This window comes from Paraburkholderia aromaticivorans (assembly GCF_012689525.1).
Lineage (GTDB): Bacteria > Pseudomonadota > Gammaproteobacteria > Burkholderiales > Burkholderiaceae > Paraburkholderia > Paraburkholderia aromaticivorans_A.
In genome coordinates, this window is sequence record NZ_CP051516.1 from 1,034,857 (window position 1) to 1,049,904 (window position 15,048).

Sequence of the window (15,048 nt, forward strand, 5' to 3'; positions counted from 1 at the left end):
CAGCGAGCGCTACACGCAGCGCCCGCCGTCCACTTCCAGACACACGCCGGTGATGAACTCCGCCTCATCCGAAGCCAGATAAAGCGCGGCGTTGGCGATGTCCTGCGGCGTCGAGAAACGCCCGAGCGGGATGCCGGCCAAAAAGCGCTGGCGATTTTCCGGCGTATCTTCGACGCCCATGAATTCGGACAGCAGCGCCGTTTCTCCGATCACCGGATTCACGCAGTTCACCCGAATGCGGTCCGGGCCGAGTTCGACCGCCAGCGACTTGCTCGCGATGATCACCGCGCCCTTGCTGCCGTTGTACCAGACGAGTCCGGGGCGCGGCCGCACGCCGGCCGTCGACGCGATATTGATGAAGCAGCCGCCACCTTGCTCGCGGAAATACGGCACGAATTCCTGCACGCTCCAGTAGATGCTCTTCACGTTCACCGCATAGACGCGGTCGAATTCGGCTTCCGTCACTTCCAGCACGGGCTTGTTGCGATGCGTGGTGCCGGCGTTGTTGACGACGATCTGCACGCTGCCGAAGTCTTCGAGCGCGGCTTCGCGCAGTTTCTGCCAGTCGTCGCGCTGGGTGACGTTGCCCGCCACCGCGATCGCCTTGCCGCCGGCCAGCGCGATTTCACTCGCCACGCGCTCGGCGGCCGGGCCGTTCAGATCGTTGACCACGACGTTCGCGCCTTCGCGCGCGTAGGTCTTCGCAATGCCCTCGCCGAAGCCCGAGCCGCCACCCGTGACGATGGCCGTTTTACCTGTCAACCGCATGATGTCTCCGCTCTTTGTTGTGGATGGTGATACGTGTGCCTGACTTTTCGATTACCCATGCCGGATCGCGATGGTTTTCAGCACCGTGAAGCCGTACAGCGCCTCGAAGCCCTTTTCGCGCCCGTGGCCCGAATGCTTGACGCCGCCGAACGGCAATTCGACGCCGCCGCCCGCGCCATAGTTGTTGATGAACACCTGGCCGGAGCGCAGGCGGCGCGCGAGCCGCATCTGCCGCGCGCCATCGCGTGTCCAGATGCCGGCGACTAAACCGAATGGCGTACCGTTGGCCAGCGCGAGCGCTTCTTCTTCGTCGCCGAAGGACATGGCGGCGAGCACGGGGCCGAATACTTCGTCGCGCGCGAGGCGATGGCTGGCGGGCACATCGCGCAGCAGCGTCGGCGCCTGATAGAAGCCGGTTTCCGGCGCTTCGGGAATCACTTCGCCGTGCGCGGCCATGGCGATGCCGTCGTGTTGCGCGTCGGAGAGGAAATCCCACACGCGCTGCTGCTGTTTCGCGTTGATCAGCGGCCCGCAGTCGAGATCCGCATGCGAAGGGCCCACGCGCAATGCGTGAAACGCGCCGCTCAGCCGGTCGAGCAAAGGTTCGTAAATGGCCCGGTCGATCAGCACGCGGCTACCCGCCGAGCAAGTCTGCCCTGCGTTCTGCACGATCGCCGAGACCAGTACGGGCAGCGCCGCGTCGAGGTCGGCGTCGGCGAAAACGATTTGCGGCGACTTGCCACCGAGTTCCAGCGTGACCGGCACGTGATTCTCGGCCGCCATTTGCGTGACGAGCTTGCCGGTTTCCGGCGACCCGGTGAACGAAATATGATCGATGCCCGGATGACGCGCGAGCGCCGCGCCCGCTTCATGCCCATAGCCGGTGACGATATTCAGCGCGCCGGCAGGCAAACCCGCCTCGGCTGCCAGTTCGGCGACGCGCAGCACGGACAGGCAGGCATCCTCGGCCGGTTTGACCACGCATGCATTGCCGGTAGCGAGCGCCGCGCCCACGCTGCGGCCGAAAATCTGCATGGGGTAATTCCACGGCACGATATGGCCGGTCACGCCGTGCGGCTCGCGAATCGTCAGCACCGTGTAGCCTGTCTGGTAAGGCAGCGTCTCGCCGTGCAGCTTGTCCGCCGCGCCGGCGTAGAACTCGAAGTAGCGGACGAGGGCGGCTGAATCGGCACGCGCCTGCTTGAGCGGCTTGCCGGTGTCGCGGGCTTCGAGAAGGGCGAGTTCTTCCTGCCGCGCGGCGACCAGCATGGACAGCCGATACAACACGCGGCCGCGTTCGGCGGCGCTTGCCTGGCCCCACGCGCCTTCGAAGGCGCGGCGCGCGGCGTGCACGGCGGCGTCGATATCCGCTGCGGTGCCGCGTGCCAACTGGGTGAACGGCTGGCCGTCCGAGGGATCGAGCACGGCGATCGTTTCGCCGCCTGATGCGGCGGACCACTCGCCGCCGATGAAGTGTCGGGCTTCTTCCATGCATGCTCCTTGAGGTATCACGTGGGCCGCGGTGCGGTTACGTGGTGTTCACAAACGAGAGGCACAATCGAGAGGCACAATCGAGAGACGCCAGATGATTATCGCGCCGATCCAACGAGGGATGCCATCGGCCGATTGGCTATAATGGCGTATTCCGCACTGTCCGGCCGCAGCGCCAGTGCTCGAGGCGAGTTGCACGATGCATGCCGTTCGAGTGTCCGCGCCGCACGCCGTGTTCCGAATTCCATCCTGATCAGAGAGCGCTCATGAGCTTCAATCACGTCCCCGCAGGCAAAGACCTTCCGCAAGATTTCAACGTCATCATCGAAATCCCGGCGCAAAGCGACCCGGTGAAGTACGAGGCTGATAAGGAAACGGGCCTGCTCCACGTCGACCGTTTCATCAGCACGGGCATGCGCTATCCGGCGAATTACGGCTACATTCCGCAAACCCTGTCGGGCGATGGCGATCCGGTCGACGTGCTGGTGATCACGCCGTTCCCGCTGCTGGCTGGCTCGGTGATTCGTGCCCGCGCACTCGGCATGCTGCAAATGACCGACGAATCCGGCGTCGACGCGAAGCTGGTCGCCGTCGCGCACGACAAGGTCTGCCCGATGACCGCCGACCTGAAGTCGATCGACGACGTCCCGGCGTACCTGAAAGACCAGATCAAGCACTTCTTCGAGCAATACAAGGCGCTCGAAAAGGGCAAGTGGGTGAAGGTCGACGGCTGGGCGGGCATCGAAGCCGCACACAAGGAAATCACTGAAGGCGCGGCGAATTACAAGAAGTAAGCTGCGACACACTTGGTGGACAGAGAAAACCGCGCGAGCCTGCAAAGGCCGCGCGGTTTTTTCATGGCTTGTCGAAACACGAGGCCGGCGCGCGCCGCGTAGTCTTGGAGTGTGGACACATAGACACAGTGCATCGAGAGGATGAACCGAAGCCATTTTTATATCTACGTGTAAACCCGTATTATTGGCCACCTGCATGCGCGTGCCTGCCGCCGGCCAGCACGCTGCGCTGACGTAGCGCCAATCCGCGTTCCCTGGAGCCCATCTTTCGGATGCTGAATCGCAAGTCCAACCCGTCGTCTTCATCGCAACGCTGGTCGAACTGGCTGTATGCCGTCGCCAGCGCGATCTACCGCAAGCGGCCGGTATGGATGGTGTCGTTTTCGACCAGCGAGGCCAGTTTGTCGGAAGGCTTGAGGGCGGCGTGCGCGTCGACGGCCATGCTCGCGCTTGGCAATGTGCTGCACGAACCGGCGTTCGCGTGGGCGGCGATCGGCGCGTTCTGGACCTGCCTCGCCGATGCGGGCGGCTCCAACCGCGCCCGCTTCGCGTCGATGATGGGCTTCGCGGTGCTGTCCACGCTGTGCGGCGGCCTGACGTCTTACGCTTCCGGAGCAGGGGCCGTGTTCGCCGCGCTCGCGGTGCTGGCATTCACGACACTCGGCGCGTTCGGCAGGATCTGGGGCGCGGCCACGTCGCAGGTGACGATTCTCGCGGCCACTGCATGCGTCGTGATGGTCGACCGGCCGATGCACAGTCTGCGGCAGGGCATGGCATTTCTCGGCATCTATCTGGTCGGATGTCTGTTTGCCGTGGCGCTGAGTCTGACGATCTGGCGCATTCATCCGTTCGGCACGAGCCGCTCGACGCTGCGCGCCGTCTACCTGCGCCTCGCCGATATCGCAGTGGACAGCGCCCGCTTGCTGGAACGGCGCGCGGCACGCGGCGAGTGGGCCACGCATGCCGCGAAATTTCGCGCCGATGCCCGCGCCGCGCTGGAGCGCTCGCGTAAAGTGCTGGCGCGCGTGCCCGCGTCGAGAACGGGCGGCCGCGAAACCTACGACACGCTGCTCGGCTTGCTGACCGACAGCGAAGCGTTGTTCGCGTATCTGATCGCCGTCTCCGGCGCATGTGAACGAGTGCCCGACGACGCATGGCGCGCGCAACGCGCGGCCCGGCTGCTGACGGTTATGGGCGACGTGCTGCGCGGCATCGGCGCGGCGGCCAACGACGCACAGTGGGCGCGTCTCGCCGATTTGCAACTGCGTTTGCGGCGTTTTGCGCGGCGCCTCGAAACCGCGTTGATGGAACCCGTCACGCTGAAATCCGACTTCGAACTGGTCGACTTCACGCCGGTGCATGCGCAGCCCGAAGGCTGGCGCGACGGCGCCGCGCGGCTCTTCACGCGCATCTGGGCCACGCTCAAGGCGAACCTGTCGGTCGAATCCGTCGGCTTGCGGCATGCGGCCCGCGTCGGCGTGACGACGACCACGGGCTTTCTCGTGATCCGCGCGCTCGGTCTGCCGTTCGGCTACTGGGCCACCATGGCGACGCTGCTGATCCTGCAACCGTCGATTGCCGCAACCTGGCCGCGCAGTATCGAGCGGGCGGCGGGCAGCATCGTCGGCGGCGTGCTGGCAGCGGCGATCGGTTACGCGATCCATTCGCCGCTCGGCATTTCGCTCGCGGTGTTTCCGCTGGTGATGGCGACGATGGCGCTGCGACCCGTCAGCTATAGCCTCTTCGTGCTGTTCCTCACGCCGACCTTCGTGCTGGTCGCCGACTTCGCGACGCCGGGCGCCAGCGAATTCACCTATGCGGTTACGCGGCTCGGCAACAACGTGCTCGGCTGCGTATTGGCGCTGCTGGCCACGTTCTATCTCTGGCCGACGCGCGAAAAGATCGACTATCGCGCGTATCTGAGCGAAGCGGTGCGCGCCAATCTCGCCTATCTGAGAGCCGCGCTGGAACTGCCTCGCCGCAGCGAGAAGGAGATGGAGCGCTTGCGTCGCGCCGCGGGTCTGGGCAGCAATAACGCGGAGGAAGCCATCGGCCGGATTCGCCTTGAAAAGCTCGAGGATTCGATGGTCGATACCGTGACGCTGACGGTGCTGGGCGTGTTGCGAAGAATGGCCGGCACCGCCACGCAACTGCGGATGAGTACGAACCGGCGCGACATGCACGATGAACTCGGCGCGTGGATTGCGATCGTGAGCGCGGACATCGACGGCGCGTTGAGTCGAACCTTGCGGCCGGTGCGCCTTGCGCTCCCCGCGCGAGATGGACTGACTTCACTGGAAGCCGATGCGGTGGGCGAGCTTGCGCTAATGCATCGGCTGCTCAACGAGCGGATGCGCGAGGCGAGGGGATAGCCAGGCGGCGCGGAGAAGAAGAACGAAGCTCAAGCGTTTTCAGGACGTGGCGGGCTTTTCTTCAGCTTGCTCTTCGTCGGCAAGCGCTTCAGGCTCAGGTAAAGGCATCACCGACTCAAGCGTGCGCAGGCCGGCCGCAAGCGCACGCTTTTCAGGCGGCGACAACCGCTTCACCCAATACTCCGCGCGCGACGCAGTGGACCGGTCCGTCAATTCGAACGACGCCAGCACCTGCACCGGCTTGCGAGAACGCGTATAACGCGCGCCCTCGCCGCTCACGTGTTTGTCGAAGCGCGCCTGCACGTCGACGGCGATGCCGGTATAGACACTGCCGTCCGAGCATTCGAGCAGATAGAGAAACCACGCCATGGATGCGCTTCAGCCTTTGAACGGATTGTGTTCGCGCAGCTCATCCACATACGCATGGATGCTGTTCTTTTCGTTGTCGAGAAAGTGGCCGACGGCATCGGCGAAAGCGGGATGCGCGAGCCAGTGCGCCGAGCGCGTTACCGTGGGCAGGAAGCCGCGGGCCATCTTGTGCTCGCCCTGGGCGCCGCCTTCGAACGCGCCGAGCTTTTCCTCGATGCAAAATTCGAGCGGCTGGTAGTACGCCGTCTCGAAGTGCAAACACGGCACGTGTTCGAGCGCGCCCCAGTAGCGGCCGTACAGCGTGCCGCCGGTTTTCGCATCGCGCTGATACACCACCAGCGAACTCGCGATCGGCTTGCCTTCGTATTCGGCGATCACGAGCAGCAGGTTCTCCGGCATCGATGCGCCGATCATGCGGAAGAAATCGAGGTTCAGATACGGACTCGAAAAGTGCTCGCGGTACGTCTGCCGATAACACTTGCTGAAGAAGCGCCAGTCCGCATCCTGAATGTCCTCGCCGCGAATCCGGCGCATCGTCACGCCGGCCTCATGCACTTTACGACGCTCGGCGCGAATGTTCTTGCGCTTCTTCTGTTCGAGCGTCGAGAGGAAGTCTTCGAAGTCGCGATAGCCGTCGTTCAGCCAATGAAACTGCACGCCTTCGCGTTGCATCATGCCCATTTCGTTGAGCGCGTCGGCTTCAGTTTCGGTGGGAAACAGCACATGCAGCGACGACACGTCGGCCTGCTCGGCGAACGCCATCAGCGTCGCGGCCAGGTGCCTGAGCGCATGCGTATCCGCCGACAACAACCGGTTGCCTTGCACCGGCGTGAACGGCACCCCGCACAGCAGCTTCGGGTAATACGGCAAGCCGTTGCGCTTGTAGGCGTCCGCCCAGGCCCAGTCAAAAACGTACTCCCCGTACGAATGCCCTTTCAGATACACGGGTGCGGCGGCCACGAGCTTGTCTGTGCGCGGGTCGGTCAGCGTGACGAATTGCGGCGCCCAGCCGGTATCGGCGACCGCACAGCGGGTCGCATGCAATGCGCTCAGAAACTCATGCCGCAGAAACGGCGTGGGCTGCGACTGCTGCGCGAGAAGGGCATTCCATTCGGCGGCGTCCACCTCGGAGGGCGACGCCAGAATGCCCGTGCGATAATCAAAGCGTTCCTGGTTCAATCTGTGTGACTGTTCCCAATGAGCGGCGCGGCGCTCTGAGCGCCACGCCGTTCGTTTATCCGATTTGTCCATTCCGTCGAGCTAACCAGCCGCGGTACTCGCAAGCCACGTCGGCTTGCCTGTCGATCCTGCCATGAAGACCCGAATCGCTCTTGCTCAAATCAATGTCACCGTCGGCGACTTCGCCGGCAACGTCGCGAAGATTGTCGCTGCCGCGCGCGTCGCGCACAACGATGGTGCGAAGCTTCTGATCGCGCCTGAACTCGCGCTCTCCGGCTATCCGCCCGAAGATCTGCTGCTGCGTCCCGCGTTCTATGCCGCGAGCGCGGCGGCGCTGGCCGACCTCGCCACGCAACTGAAGCCGTTTGCCGGCCTGCATGTGATCGTCGGCCATCCGCTGCGCGACATCACGCACAACGCGGCGCACGGCCATGGTAATGCAAACGCGCCGATCGAGCGCGGCGTGCCGCCGGTCGATACCTTCAACGCGGCCTCGCTGATCGTCGACGGAGAAGTGCGCGGCACTTATCGCAAGCAGGATTTGCCCAACACCGAGGTGTTCGACGAGAAACGCTACTTCGCGTCCGACCCGCAGCCGTTCGTGTTCGACCTGGACGGCGTGAAGTACGGCGTGGTGATTTGCGAGGACGCATGGCATGCATCGGCTGCGCAAATGGCGAAGGCGGCGGGCGCGCAAGTGGTGCTGATTCCGAACGGGTCGCCGTATCACCTGAACAAGGAAGCGGTGCGCTTCGACATTCTGCGCGCACGCATTCGCGAGACCGGACTGCCGATGGTCTATGTGAACATGGTCGGCGCGCAGGACGAACTGGTGTTCGACGGCGGCTCGTTCGTGCTCGACGCGCAAGGCGAACTGGTTGCGAAGATGGCGCAGTTCGAGGAAGCGACCGCGATCATCGAATTCGATGACGGCAAGCCGCTGCCCGCGCCGATCGCACCGGAATTGTCGATCGAGGCGCAGGTCTACGCCGCGCTCGTGATAGGCGTGCGCGACTACATCAACAAGAACGGTTTCCCGGGCGCGCTGATCGGCCTGTCGGGCGGCGTGGATTCGGCGCTGGTGCTGGCCGTCGCATGCGACGCGCTCGGCGCGGACCGGGTGCGCGCGGTGATGATGCCGTCGCGCTACACGGCGGACATTTCCACCACTGATGCAGCCGAAATGGCCCGCCGCGTCGGCGTGCGCTACGACGAAATCGCGATCGCGCCGATGTTCGACGCGTTCCGCAGCTCGCTGGCTGAAGAATTCGCGGGCCGCGCCGAAGACGCCACCGAAGAAAACATTCAGGCGCGCATTCGCGGCACCTTGCTGATGGCGCTGTCGAACAAGTTCGGCTCGATCGTGCTGACTACCGGCAACAAAAGCGAAATGGCGGTGGGCTACTGCACGTTGTACGGCGACATGGCCGGCGGCTTCGCGGTCATCAAGGACATTGCGAAAACGCTCGTCTACCGGCTCTGCCATTACCGCAACCAGGCGACGACCTTCGCCAGGCAGGACGTCATTCCCGAACGGATTCTGACGCGCGCGCCGTCGGCGGAACTACGCGAGAACCAGACCGATCAGGACAGCTTGCCGGAATACGACGTACTCGACGCGATCATGCGCATGTACATGGAAGAGGACCGCTCGCTCGCCGAAATCATCGCCGCAGGCTATGCGGTCGACGACGTCAAACGCGTCACGCGCCTCATCAAGATCAACGAATACAAGCGGCGTCAGGCGCCGATCGGCATTCGCGTCACGCATCGCGCGTTCGGGCGCGACTGGCGTTATCCGATCACGTCGGGCTACACCGAACCGGTGGAGTGAGCCGCGGCGAATGACTGCGGACTAACCCGAAGCACGCGCCGGATTGCCGCAACGCATCCGGCGCGGCGTAGAATAAAAATCATCCCTATCCCTTTCACTCTTCCAGACACGAGACGAGGTTCGCCATGAAGCGCATCACTGCAGTCATCAAACCGTTCAAACTCGACGAAGTGCGCGAGGCGCTTGCTGAAGTCGGCCTCACCGGGCTGACCGTGACCGAGGTCAAAGGCTTCGGCCGTCAGAAAGGCCATACCGAGCTCTATCGTGGTGCAGAGTATGTGGTCGACTTTCTGCCGAAAGTGAAGATCGAAGTGGTGGTGGCGGACAACCAGTGCGACCAGGTGATCGACGCGATCATCGGCGCGGCGCGCACCGGCAAGATCGGCGACGGCAAGATTTTCGTCGCGGACGTGGAGCGCGTGATCCGCATTCGTACCGGCGAAGAAAACGAAGCAGCGGTTTGAAGCACCTGACTCCGTCGCCTTAAAGCAGGTATCGAGCGCCGGTAATTGGCAACTGCAGTCGGCCGCACCACGTGAGCCATGAATGCACCGCGCCGGTGCGCTCAGGCAGTGGCAAAACCGTGCGCTCAAATAAAAAACGGTGCGATACCCTTTCGGACATCGCACCGATACGCGCCTCTCGCAGCAGCGTGAAAAAGATTCTCTTGGAAAACTTTTGACTACACCCCGAAGGAAGTCCCTTCGGGGAACACCGTTCGCTTAGAACGAGTGTTGAATACCTGCATACACGCCCGACTGGCTGTGACCCGGCAGCGGATTGTCCGTGCTCGTTGCCGTACCGGCGTTGTTCGCATTCAGGCCGTAGTTAGCCGTCTTGCTGTTTTGCGTCGTTGCGACCTGGATGTCCAGCAGCGTGCGTTTGGACAGGTTGTACGAGCCGCCGATCGTGTAGATCGTCGCGTTGCCTGCGCCGTTGTTGCCGTTCACGTGGTAGACCGCTGCGATCAGCGCCGCAGCCGGCGTTGCTTGCCACGTCACACCGCCCCATTCGTGATCGAGCGTAGTCGGTTGACCCGGCAGAACACCCTCCGCACCTGCCGAACGAACAGCCTGGTAAGCAGCCTGGACCTTGAACTGGCCGAGGAACACGTTCACGAGAGCCGAGTATTCACGCGATGCCGCGAATACGCCATTGCCGACGTTGGCCGTGTTGACCGTGCTTGCGTTCGGGCCGTACAGAACGCCGTTAGCCGGGTTGCGGATTTCGTCGTAAATACCGCGAACCTGGAACAGCGAGTTCGTGTAGGTGATCTGCGCGCCAGCTTCGCGACCTTGAGCGGTCGTGCCGTTGCCGTTCCAGCTCGTTGCGTTCGACAGCGCGTATTGACCGTAGAAGTCAAAGCCCGCGATCTTCGGCGACTGGTATGCGAAGTTGTTGCTCGATTGCGGCCAGTTGCGGCCACGCACCAGCGATGCCGACGACCAGTTCGATTGACCGAACGGGTCGAAGTCCCACACGCCGTTCGAGATGTACAGCATGCGGCCCATCGTGAACGTACCGTATGCGTCGTTCGACAGGCCGACAGTTGCCCAACGATTGAAGAGGCCGCCGCCGCCAGGGCCTGCACCCGTCATGGTGTTGAAGGAGCCTTCCAACTGGAACAGGACCTTGTTGCCGCCACCGATGTCCTCAACGCCTTTCAAGCCCCACAGGCTGGTACCCCAGTCACCGCTTTCCGCGCGCCAACGGTTCGTGCTGCCCGTTGCCGAGCCAGCTGCGTTAGTGCCTTGCGGAACGCCCGTCATGTATTCGATACCGGCGTCAAGGCGGCCGTACAGCGTCACGCTGCTTTGGGCGTGCGCAACAACACCGGCTGTCATCAGCGCAGCGGCGAGCAAAGCTTTCTTCATCTTCTCCTCCATACCCTGTCAAAAAGTGAAACCCAGTACTGCGAATGGTGCTCGGCCGCGAGTTGCGCCGAACAGAAATCGGTACCAGGGAGATTAGCGGGTGGATTGGGTCTCCTGCCGTGACGTGTAGCCTTGGGGCTATCTGGCCGTCATGCCGATCCCTCGCCGACCGGTTCTCCTCTGTGCTTTGAAGTGAAACTACTTTTAATGAACTTCGTTTTGCTACTTTGGTTACTAATTTATCAAAAATACCCTTCACTGGGAGAAGAAATTAGTACCCGCCTTGATCGATGTCTCCAAATTGCAATAGCAATGTGCGCGACGACCTGTTGCAACCGCTTCGAAAAACGCGGAAACCCTTATGCGACAAGGGAATCACGGATCGGCGCGGGCAACGTTAAGGATTGCCACTATTGACGCTTCAAATGCGGCAGAGTATGGCGAATGGACGAGGGATGGACGCCTGCGGGGAGCGGTTTTCGCGGCGGAAATCGCCAGAATGCGCAGGTGAGCGAAGCAAAAAAGGCGCTGGTAAGCGCCTTGTAATGCTACTTTGACTACAACCCAAATAGCGGGCTGCGTCTGAGTCACTATTTGAGCCTCTATTTAAGGCTTCCGGAGAGGAACTGCTTGAGCCGGTCGCTCTTCGTGTTCCTGAATACTTCGTCGGGGTGGCCTTCTTCTTCCACCCGGCCTTGATGCAGAAACATCACGTGATTCGACACGTTGCGCGCGAAGGCCATTTCATGCGTGACGACGATCATCGTGCGGCCTTCTTCGGCGAGCGTCTGCATGACCTTGAGCACTTCGCCGACCAGTTCGGGGTCGAGCGCCGAAGTCGGTTCGTCGAACAACATCACATCCGGATGCATGGCCAGCGCACGCGCGATCGCCACGCGCTGCTGCTGGCCGCCCGACAGATGCGACGGATACTGTTTCTCCAGGCGCGGCGCGAGCCCCACCTTTTCCAGATATTCACGCGCGCGTTCTTCGGCTTCCTTGCGCTTCAGACCCAGCACGTTGACGGGCGCCTCGATGATGTTCTCGAGCACGTTCATGTGCGACCACAGGTTGAAATGCTGGAACACCATCGACAGCCTGGTGCGCACGCGCTGCAACTGCTTCGCGTCCGACACGCGCAGCGCGCCGTTCTTGCCTATCTGCGTGCGCACTTCCTCGCCGTCGACGAAGATGCGCCCGGCATTCGGCTGTTCGAGAAAGTTGATACAGCGAAGCATCGTGCTCTTGCCCGAACCGGACGAGCCGATCACGCTGATCACGTCGCCGGCGTTGGCCTTGAGCGACACGCCCTTGAGCACTTCGTTGTCGCCATACTGTTTGTGAAGCTCGTCGACGAAGAGCTTCTGCTTCTTGGTGGTCATCAGGATCCTTGGGCATGCTTACTTGCTGAGGGCGCGGTGCCCCGGGTTACTTGCCTTGCGGCCGCAGGTAAGCGAGCCAGCGGCGCTCGGCGCGGCGGAACAGCCACACGAGCGCGAAAGAAATGCACAGATAGAGCAGGGCGGCGATGCCGAACGCATTGAACGACTGATACGTCGCCGAGTTCACATCGCGCGCGATCTTGAGGATGTCCGGCACCGTCGCGGTGAACGCGACGGTGGTGGCGTGCAGCATCAGGATTACTTCATTGCTGTAGTAGGGCAATGCGCGGCGCAGTGCTGACGGCAGAATCACGCGGCGGTACAGCGTGAACGACGACATGCCATACGCGCGCGCCGCTTCGATCTCGCCGTACGGCGTCGCCTTGATCGCGCCGGCGAAAATCTCGGTGGTGTATGCGCAGGTGTTCAGCGTGAAAGCGAGCAGCGTGCAATGCATGCCGTCGCGGAAGAACGCATTGGTGAGTTCGTGATTGCGAATGATCTCGAGGCTGTACAAGCCCGTGTAGCAGAGCAGCAGTTGCACATACAGCGGCGTGCCGCGGAAGATGTACGTATACAGCCACACGAGACGGGAGAGCCACTTCTTCTTCGACACGCGGGCGACCGCGAGCGGAATCGACAGGCAGAAGCCGAGCCCGATCGACACCACCAGCAGCCACAGCGTGATCACGACACCGGTGAGGCGGTAGCCGTCGCTATAGAGATAGTTGCGCCAGTATTCCTGAATGATCTCGATCATAGATCCGCCTTTCGTACGCCGGTCGAGTAACGCTTTTCGAGGTACATCAGCACGAAGTTGGACACTGTGGTGATGACGAGATAGATCGCCCCTGCGAACAGGGTGAAGAAGAAGAACCGCAGCGTGCCCTTGCCCGCGTCCTGCGAAGCCTTGACCACGTCGGCGAGACCGATGATCGACACCAGCGCGGTGGCCTTCACCATCACCTGCCAGTTGTTGCCGATGCCGGGCAGCGCGAAGCGCATCATCTGCGGGAACATCACGCGGGTGAACACCTGCCAGCCGGTCATGCCGTAAGCGGCGCCGGCTTCGAGCTGGCCGCGCGGCACCGCGAGAAACGCGCCGCGGAAGGTTTCGGTGAAGTACGCGCCGTAAATGAAGCCGAGCACCGCGACGCCGGCCACGAAGGGATCGATGTCGATCTGGTCCCAGCCGAGCAGGTCGGTCAGGTTGTTCAGCCAGATCTGGATGCTATAGAACAGCAGCAGCATCAGCACCAGATCGGGCACGCCGCGCACGAGCGTGGTGTAGACCGTGCCGACGCCGTAGGAGAAACGGTTTTTCGACAGTTTCGCCGCCGCGCCGAGCAGGCCCAGCACGAAAGCGAACGCCAGCGACAACACCGCCAGTTTGACGGTTTGCCAGGTGCCGTTGAGGAGCAGCGGGCCGTAGCCTTGAAGGAACATAGGGGGTCCTTGACGATGTGGTTGCGACACACCGCGAAAGACGCGGCCAACTCTGCGCCGCGTTTGCCGCGAGCTTTAGGCTCGCTGTGACCGGCGGCGCACAGCGCACCGCTGTGCAAATCATGACTGCATGGCCGTTGCCGGTCTTGCAGCGCGCTTTTCGACTCTCGTTGTAACTGCGGGTGAATCTACTGCCGACTGTATTACGAAGCCTCGCGAAAGCCCATGCGGGCGAGCCCCGAGTTTCGTGCGTGCTGAGTCTGTTTCCCGAATTCAGCGTCCGGCCTCAATTGGCCGTCGCTATTCTAGGCGGTCAAAATTGTCGCGCCGTTCGGGCGTCCTGCTTCGGCGCGGAGGTGTCCATTCGATGCATCGAGCGAGTCCGGCGCGGGTCTGAACGGCTGCCAACCCCATCGGCGCCCGGTGTCCCGGGCCCGCCAGCGCGCCTGCGACGCCCACGCGATCTCGAAAAGCGCGGTATTTTACCCGAACAGGGACGCGGTGCCAGTCCGGGACGTCGGCGGCGCCAAACTGATGGATGAGGGCGTTGTGTGAGCGCGACGCTGTGACGTTCTTTTCTCCACGCGCCCGATTGCGCGGATTTATGAAACGATCCGGTGCATCCGCGCGGATTGTTTAGCGCAGGCCATGCCCATACATTCTCGGCATCGCTACTTACTCACCAGGAGTCCTTCCATGTTCGAGATTCGCCGCTCCGAAGAACGCGGTCACGCCAACCACGGCTGGCTCGACTCGTATCACAGCTTCTCGTTTGCCGACTATCGCGATCCTCAGCACGTGCATTTCGGCCCGCTGCGGGTCATCAACGAAGACCGTATCGCCGGCGGCGAGGGCTTTGGCACGCACGGCCATCGCGACATGGAAATCGTCACCTATGTGCTCGAAGGCGCGCTGGCCCACCGCGACAGCATGGGCAACGGCTCGACGATCCGTCCCGGCGACGTGCAGCGCATGAGCGCCGGCACGGGCGTGCAGCACAGCGAGTTCAACGCGTCGCAGGACGAATCTGCGCACCTGCTGCAGATCTGGGTGATTCCGCAGCGCACGGGCGACCAGCCGAGCTACGAGGAAAAGCGCTTCGACGCCGCCGACAAGCGCGGCCTCCTGCGCGTGGTCGCTTCGCCCGACGGCCGCGACGGTTCGGTGACGATCCATGCGGACGCGTCGATCTACGCGGCGCTGATCGATGGCGCGGAAACGGCCACGTTCGCGCTGCCCAAAGGACGGCTCGCGTATGTGCATGTGGCGCGCGGCGCGCTGACGGTGAACGGAAAGGCGCTCCGTGCGGGCGACGCCGCCAAGCTCAGCGACACGGATACGGTGACGCTGGAGAAGGGCGAGAACGCTGAAGTGCTGCTGTTCGATCTGGGGCAGTTCAACGGCTAAACGGTGATCGTTCGGTTGCGCTTTCACTGAAGAAATAGTTGAAGGCGCAACGAGCCCACCTCACGCATGCATCGCGGCGGTCCGCACACCGCACCGCGTAGTCGAAAAAAACGCCACGGAAGGCAACCCTCC

Annotated in this window: 13 protein-coding genes; 5 read left to right on the forward strand and 8 right to left on the reverse strand. The window is 62.7% G+C overall.

Annotated elements, in window-relative coordinates; all coding sequences use genetic code 11:
- Positions 1-9: 9 nt before the first annotated feature.
- On the reverse strand, positions 10-768 hold the full coding sequence (locus HF916_RS32570; RefSeq protein WP_168792963.1) for an SDR family oxidoreductase: 759 nt from the start codon (positions 766-768) through the stop codon (positions 10-12).
- Between the two features lie 51 nt (positions 769-819).
- A complete protein-coding gene (locus HF916_RS32575) occupies positions 820-2,259 on the reverse strand; it encodes an aldehyde dehydrogenase family protein (protein ID WP_168792964.1) in 1,440 nt (479 codons plus the stop codon).
- A 266-nt stretch (positions 2,260-2,525) separates the two neighbouring features.
- Between HF916_RS32575 and ppa the strand changes: the two genes are divergently transcribed.
- Together ppa and HF916_RS32585 are read left to right on the forward strand one after the other, a co-directional pair.
- Complete coding sequence (gene ppa, locus HF916_RS32580; protein ID WP_168792965.1) at positions 2,526-3,053, forward strand: inorganic diphosphatase; 528 nt, start codon at positions 2,526-2,528, stop codon at positions 3,051-3,053.
- 272 nt (positions 3,054-3,325) lie between these two features.
- Entirely contained in the window at positions 3,326-5,425 is a 2,100-nt protein-coding gene (locus HF916_RS32585; protein WP_168792966.1) for an FUSC family protein, read from the forward strand.
- Between the two features lie 39 nt (positions 5,426-5,464).
- Here the strand turns inward: HF916_RS32585 and HF916_RS32590 are convergent, their stop codons facing one another.
- Both HF916_RS32590 and HF916_RS32595 read right to left on the reverse strand, forming a co-directional pair.
- Complete coding sequence (locus HF916_RS32590) at positions 5,465-5,794, reverse strand: GIY-YIG nuclease family protein (protein WP_168792967.1); 330 nt, start codon at positions 5,792-5,794, stop codon at positions 5,465-5,467.
- 9 nt (positions 5,795-5,803) lie between these two features.
- The gene (locus tag HF916_RS32595; RefSeq protein ID WP_168792968.1) at positions 5,804-6,973 is read right to left on the reverse strand and encodes a GNAT family N-acetyltransferase; all 1,170 of its coding nucleotides are present in this window, start codon (positions 6,971-6,973) and stop codon (positions 5,804-5,806) included.
- Between the two features lie 133 nt (positions 6,974-7,106).
- On the opposite strand from HF916_RS32595, the gene HF916_RS32600 reads away from it, so the two are divergent.
- Both HF916_RS32600 and glnK read left to right on the forward strand, forming a co-directional pair.
- Positions 7,107-8,807, forward strand: coding sequence for an NAD+ synthase (locus HF916_RS32600; protein WP_168792969.1), 1,701 nt, complete (start codon positions 7,107-7,109; stop codon positions 8,805-8,807).
- Positions 8,808-8,932: 125 nt separating this feature from the next.
- Positions 8,933-9,271 carry a P-II family nitrogen regulator gene (glnK, locus tag HF916_RS32605; RefSeq protein WP_006048444.1) on the forward strand — a complete coding sequence of 113 codons (339 nt, stop codon included), beginning with the start codon at positions 8,933-8,935 and terminating at the stop codon, positions 9,269-9,271.
- Positions 9,272-9,529: 258 nt separating this feature from the next.
- On the opposite strand, the gene HF916_RS32610 is transcribed toward glnK, so the two are convergent.
- From HF916_RS32610 to HF916_RS32625, 4 genes are all read right to left on the reverse strand, one after another.
- Entirely contained in the window at positions 9,530-10,681 is a 1,152-nt protein-coding gene (locus HF916_RS32610) for a porin (protein ID WP_168792970.1), read from the reverse strand.
- Positions 10,682-11,283: 602 nt separating this feature from the next.
- Positions 11,284-12,063 (reverse strand): ABC transporter ATP-binding protein, encoded by a 780-nt coding sequence (locus HF916_RS32615; RefSeq protein WP_168792971.1) that lies wholly within the window; start codon positions 12,061-12,063, stop codon positions 11,284-11,286.
- A 46-nt stretch (positions 12,064-12,109) separates the two neighbouring features.
- Positions 12,110-12,823 (reverse strand): ABC transporter permease, encoded by a 714-nt coding sequence (locus HF916_RS32620; RefSeq protein WP_168792972.1) that lies wholly within the window; start codon positions 12,821-12,823, stop codon positions 12,110-12,112.
- Positions 12,820-13,509, reverse strand: a complete 690-nt coding sequence (locus HF916_RS32625; protein WP_012432163.1) for an ABC transporter permease — start codon at positions 13,507-13,509, stop codon at positions 12,820-12,822. Before HF916_RS32625 ends, HF916_RS32620 begins: the two co-directional genes overlap by 4 nt.
- 696 nt (positions 13,510-14,205) lie before the next feature.
- On the opposite strand from HF916_RS32625, the gene HF916_RS32630 reads away from it, so the two are divergent.
- On the forward strand, positions 14,206-14,916 hold the full coding sequence (locus tag HF916_RS32630; RefSeq protein ID WP_168792973.1) for a pirin family protein: 711 nt from the start codon (positions 14,206-14,208) through the stop codon (positions 14,914-14,916).
- The last annotated feature ends 132 nt before the right edge of the window (positions 14,917-15,048 follow it).

Coding starts and splice junctions, on each gene's coding strand:
- HF916_RS32590 (WP_168792967.1), bottom strand. CDS start 5,794: ATGGCGTGGTTTCTCTATCTGCTCGAATGCTCGGACGGCAGTGTCTAT.
- HF916_RS32630 (WP_168792973.1), top strand. CDS start 14,206: ATGTTCGAGATTCGCCGCTCCGAAGAACGCGGTCACGCCAACCACGGC.
- HF916_RS32620 (WP_168792972.1), bottom strand. CDS start 12,823: ATGATCGAGATCATTCAGGAATACTGGCGCAACTATCTCTATAGCGAC.
- HF916_RS32610 (WP_168792970.1), bottom strand. CDS start 10,681: ATGAAGAAAGCTTTGCTCGCCGCTGCGCTGATGACAGCCGGTGTTGTT.
- HF916_RS32585 (WP_168792966.1), top strand. CDS start 3,326: ATGCTGAATCGCAAGTCCAACCCGTCGTCTTCATCGCAACGCTGGTCG.
- glnK (WP_006048444.1), top strand. CDS start 8,933: ATGAAGCGCATCACTGCAGTCATCAAACCGTTCAAACTCGACGAAGTG.
- HF916_RS32575 (WP_168792964.1), bottom strand. CDS start 2,259: ATGGAAGAAGCCCGACACTTCATCGGCGGCGAGTGGTCCGCCGCATCA.
- HF916_RS32570 (WP_168792963.1), bottom strand. CDS start 768: ATGCGGTTGACAGGTAAAACGGCCATCGTCACGGGTGGCGGCTCGGGC.
- HF916_RS32600 (WP_168792969.1), top strand. CDS start 7,107: ATGAAGACCCGAATCGCTCTTGCTCAAATCAATGTCACCGTCGGCGAC.
- HF916_RS32615 (WP_168792971.1), bottom strand. CDS start 12,063: ATGACCACCAAGAAGCAGAAGCTCTTCGTCGACGAGCTTCACAAACAG.
- HF916_RS32625 (WP_012432163.1), bottom strand. CDS start 13,509: ATGTTCCTTCAAGGCTACGGCCCGCTGCTCCTCAACGGCACCTGGCAA.
- ppa (WP_168792965.1), top strand. CDS start 2,526: ATGAGCTTCAATCACGTCCCCGCAGGCAAAGACCTTCCGCAAGATTTC.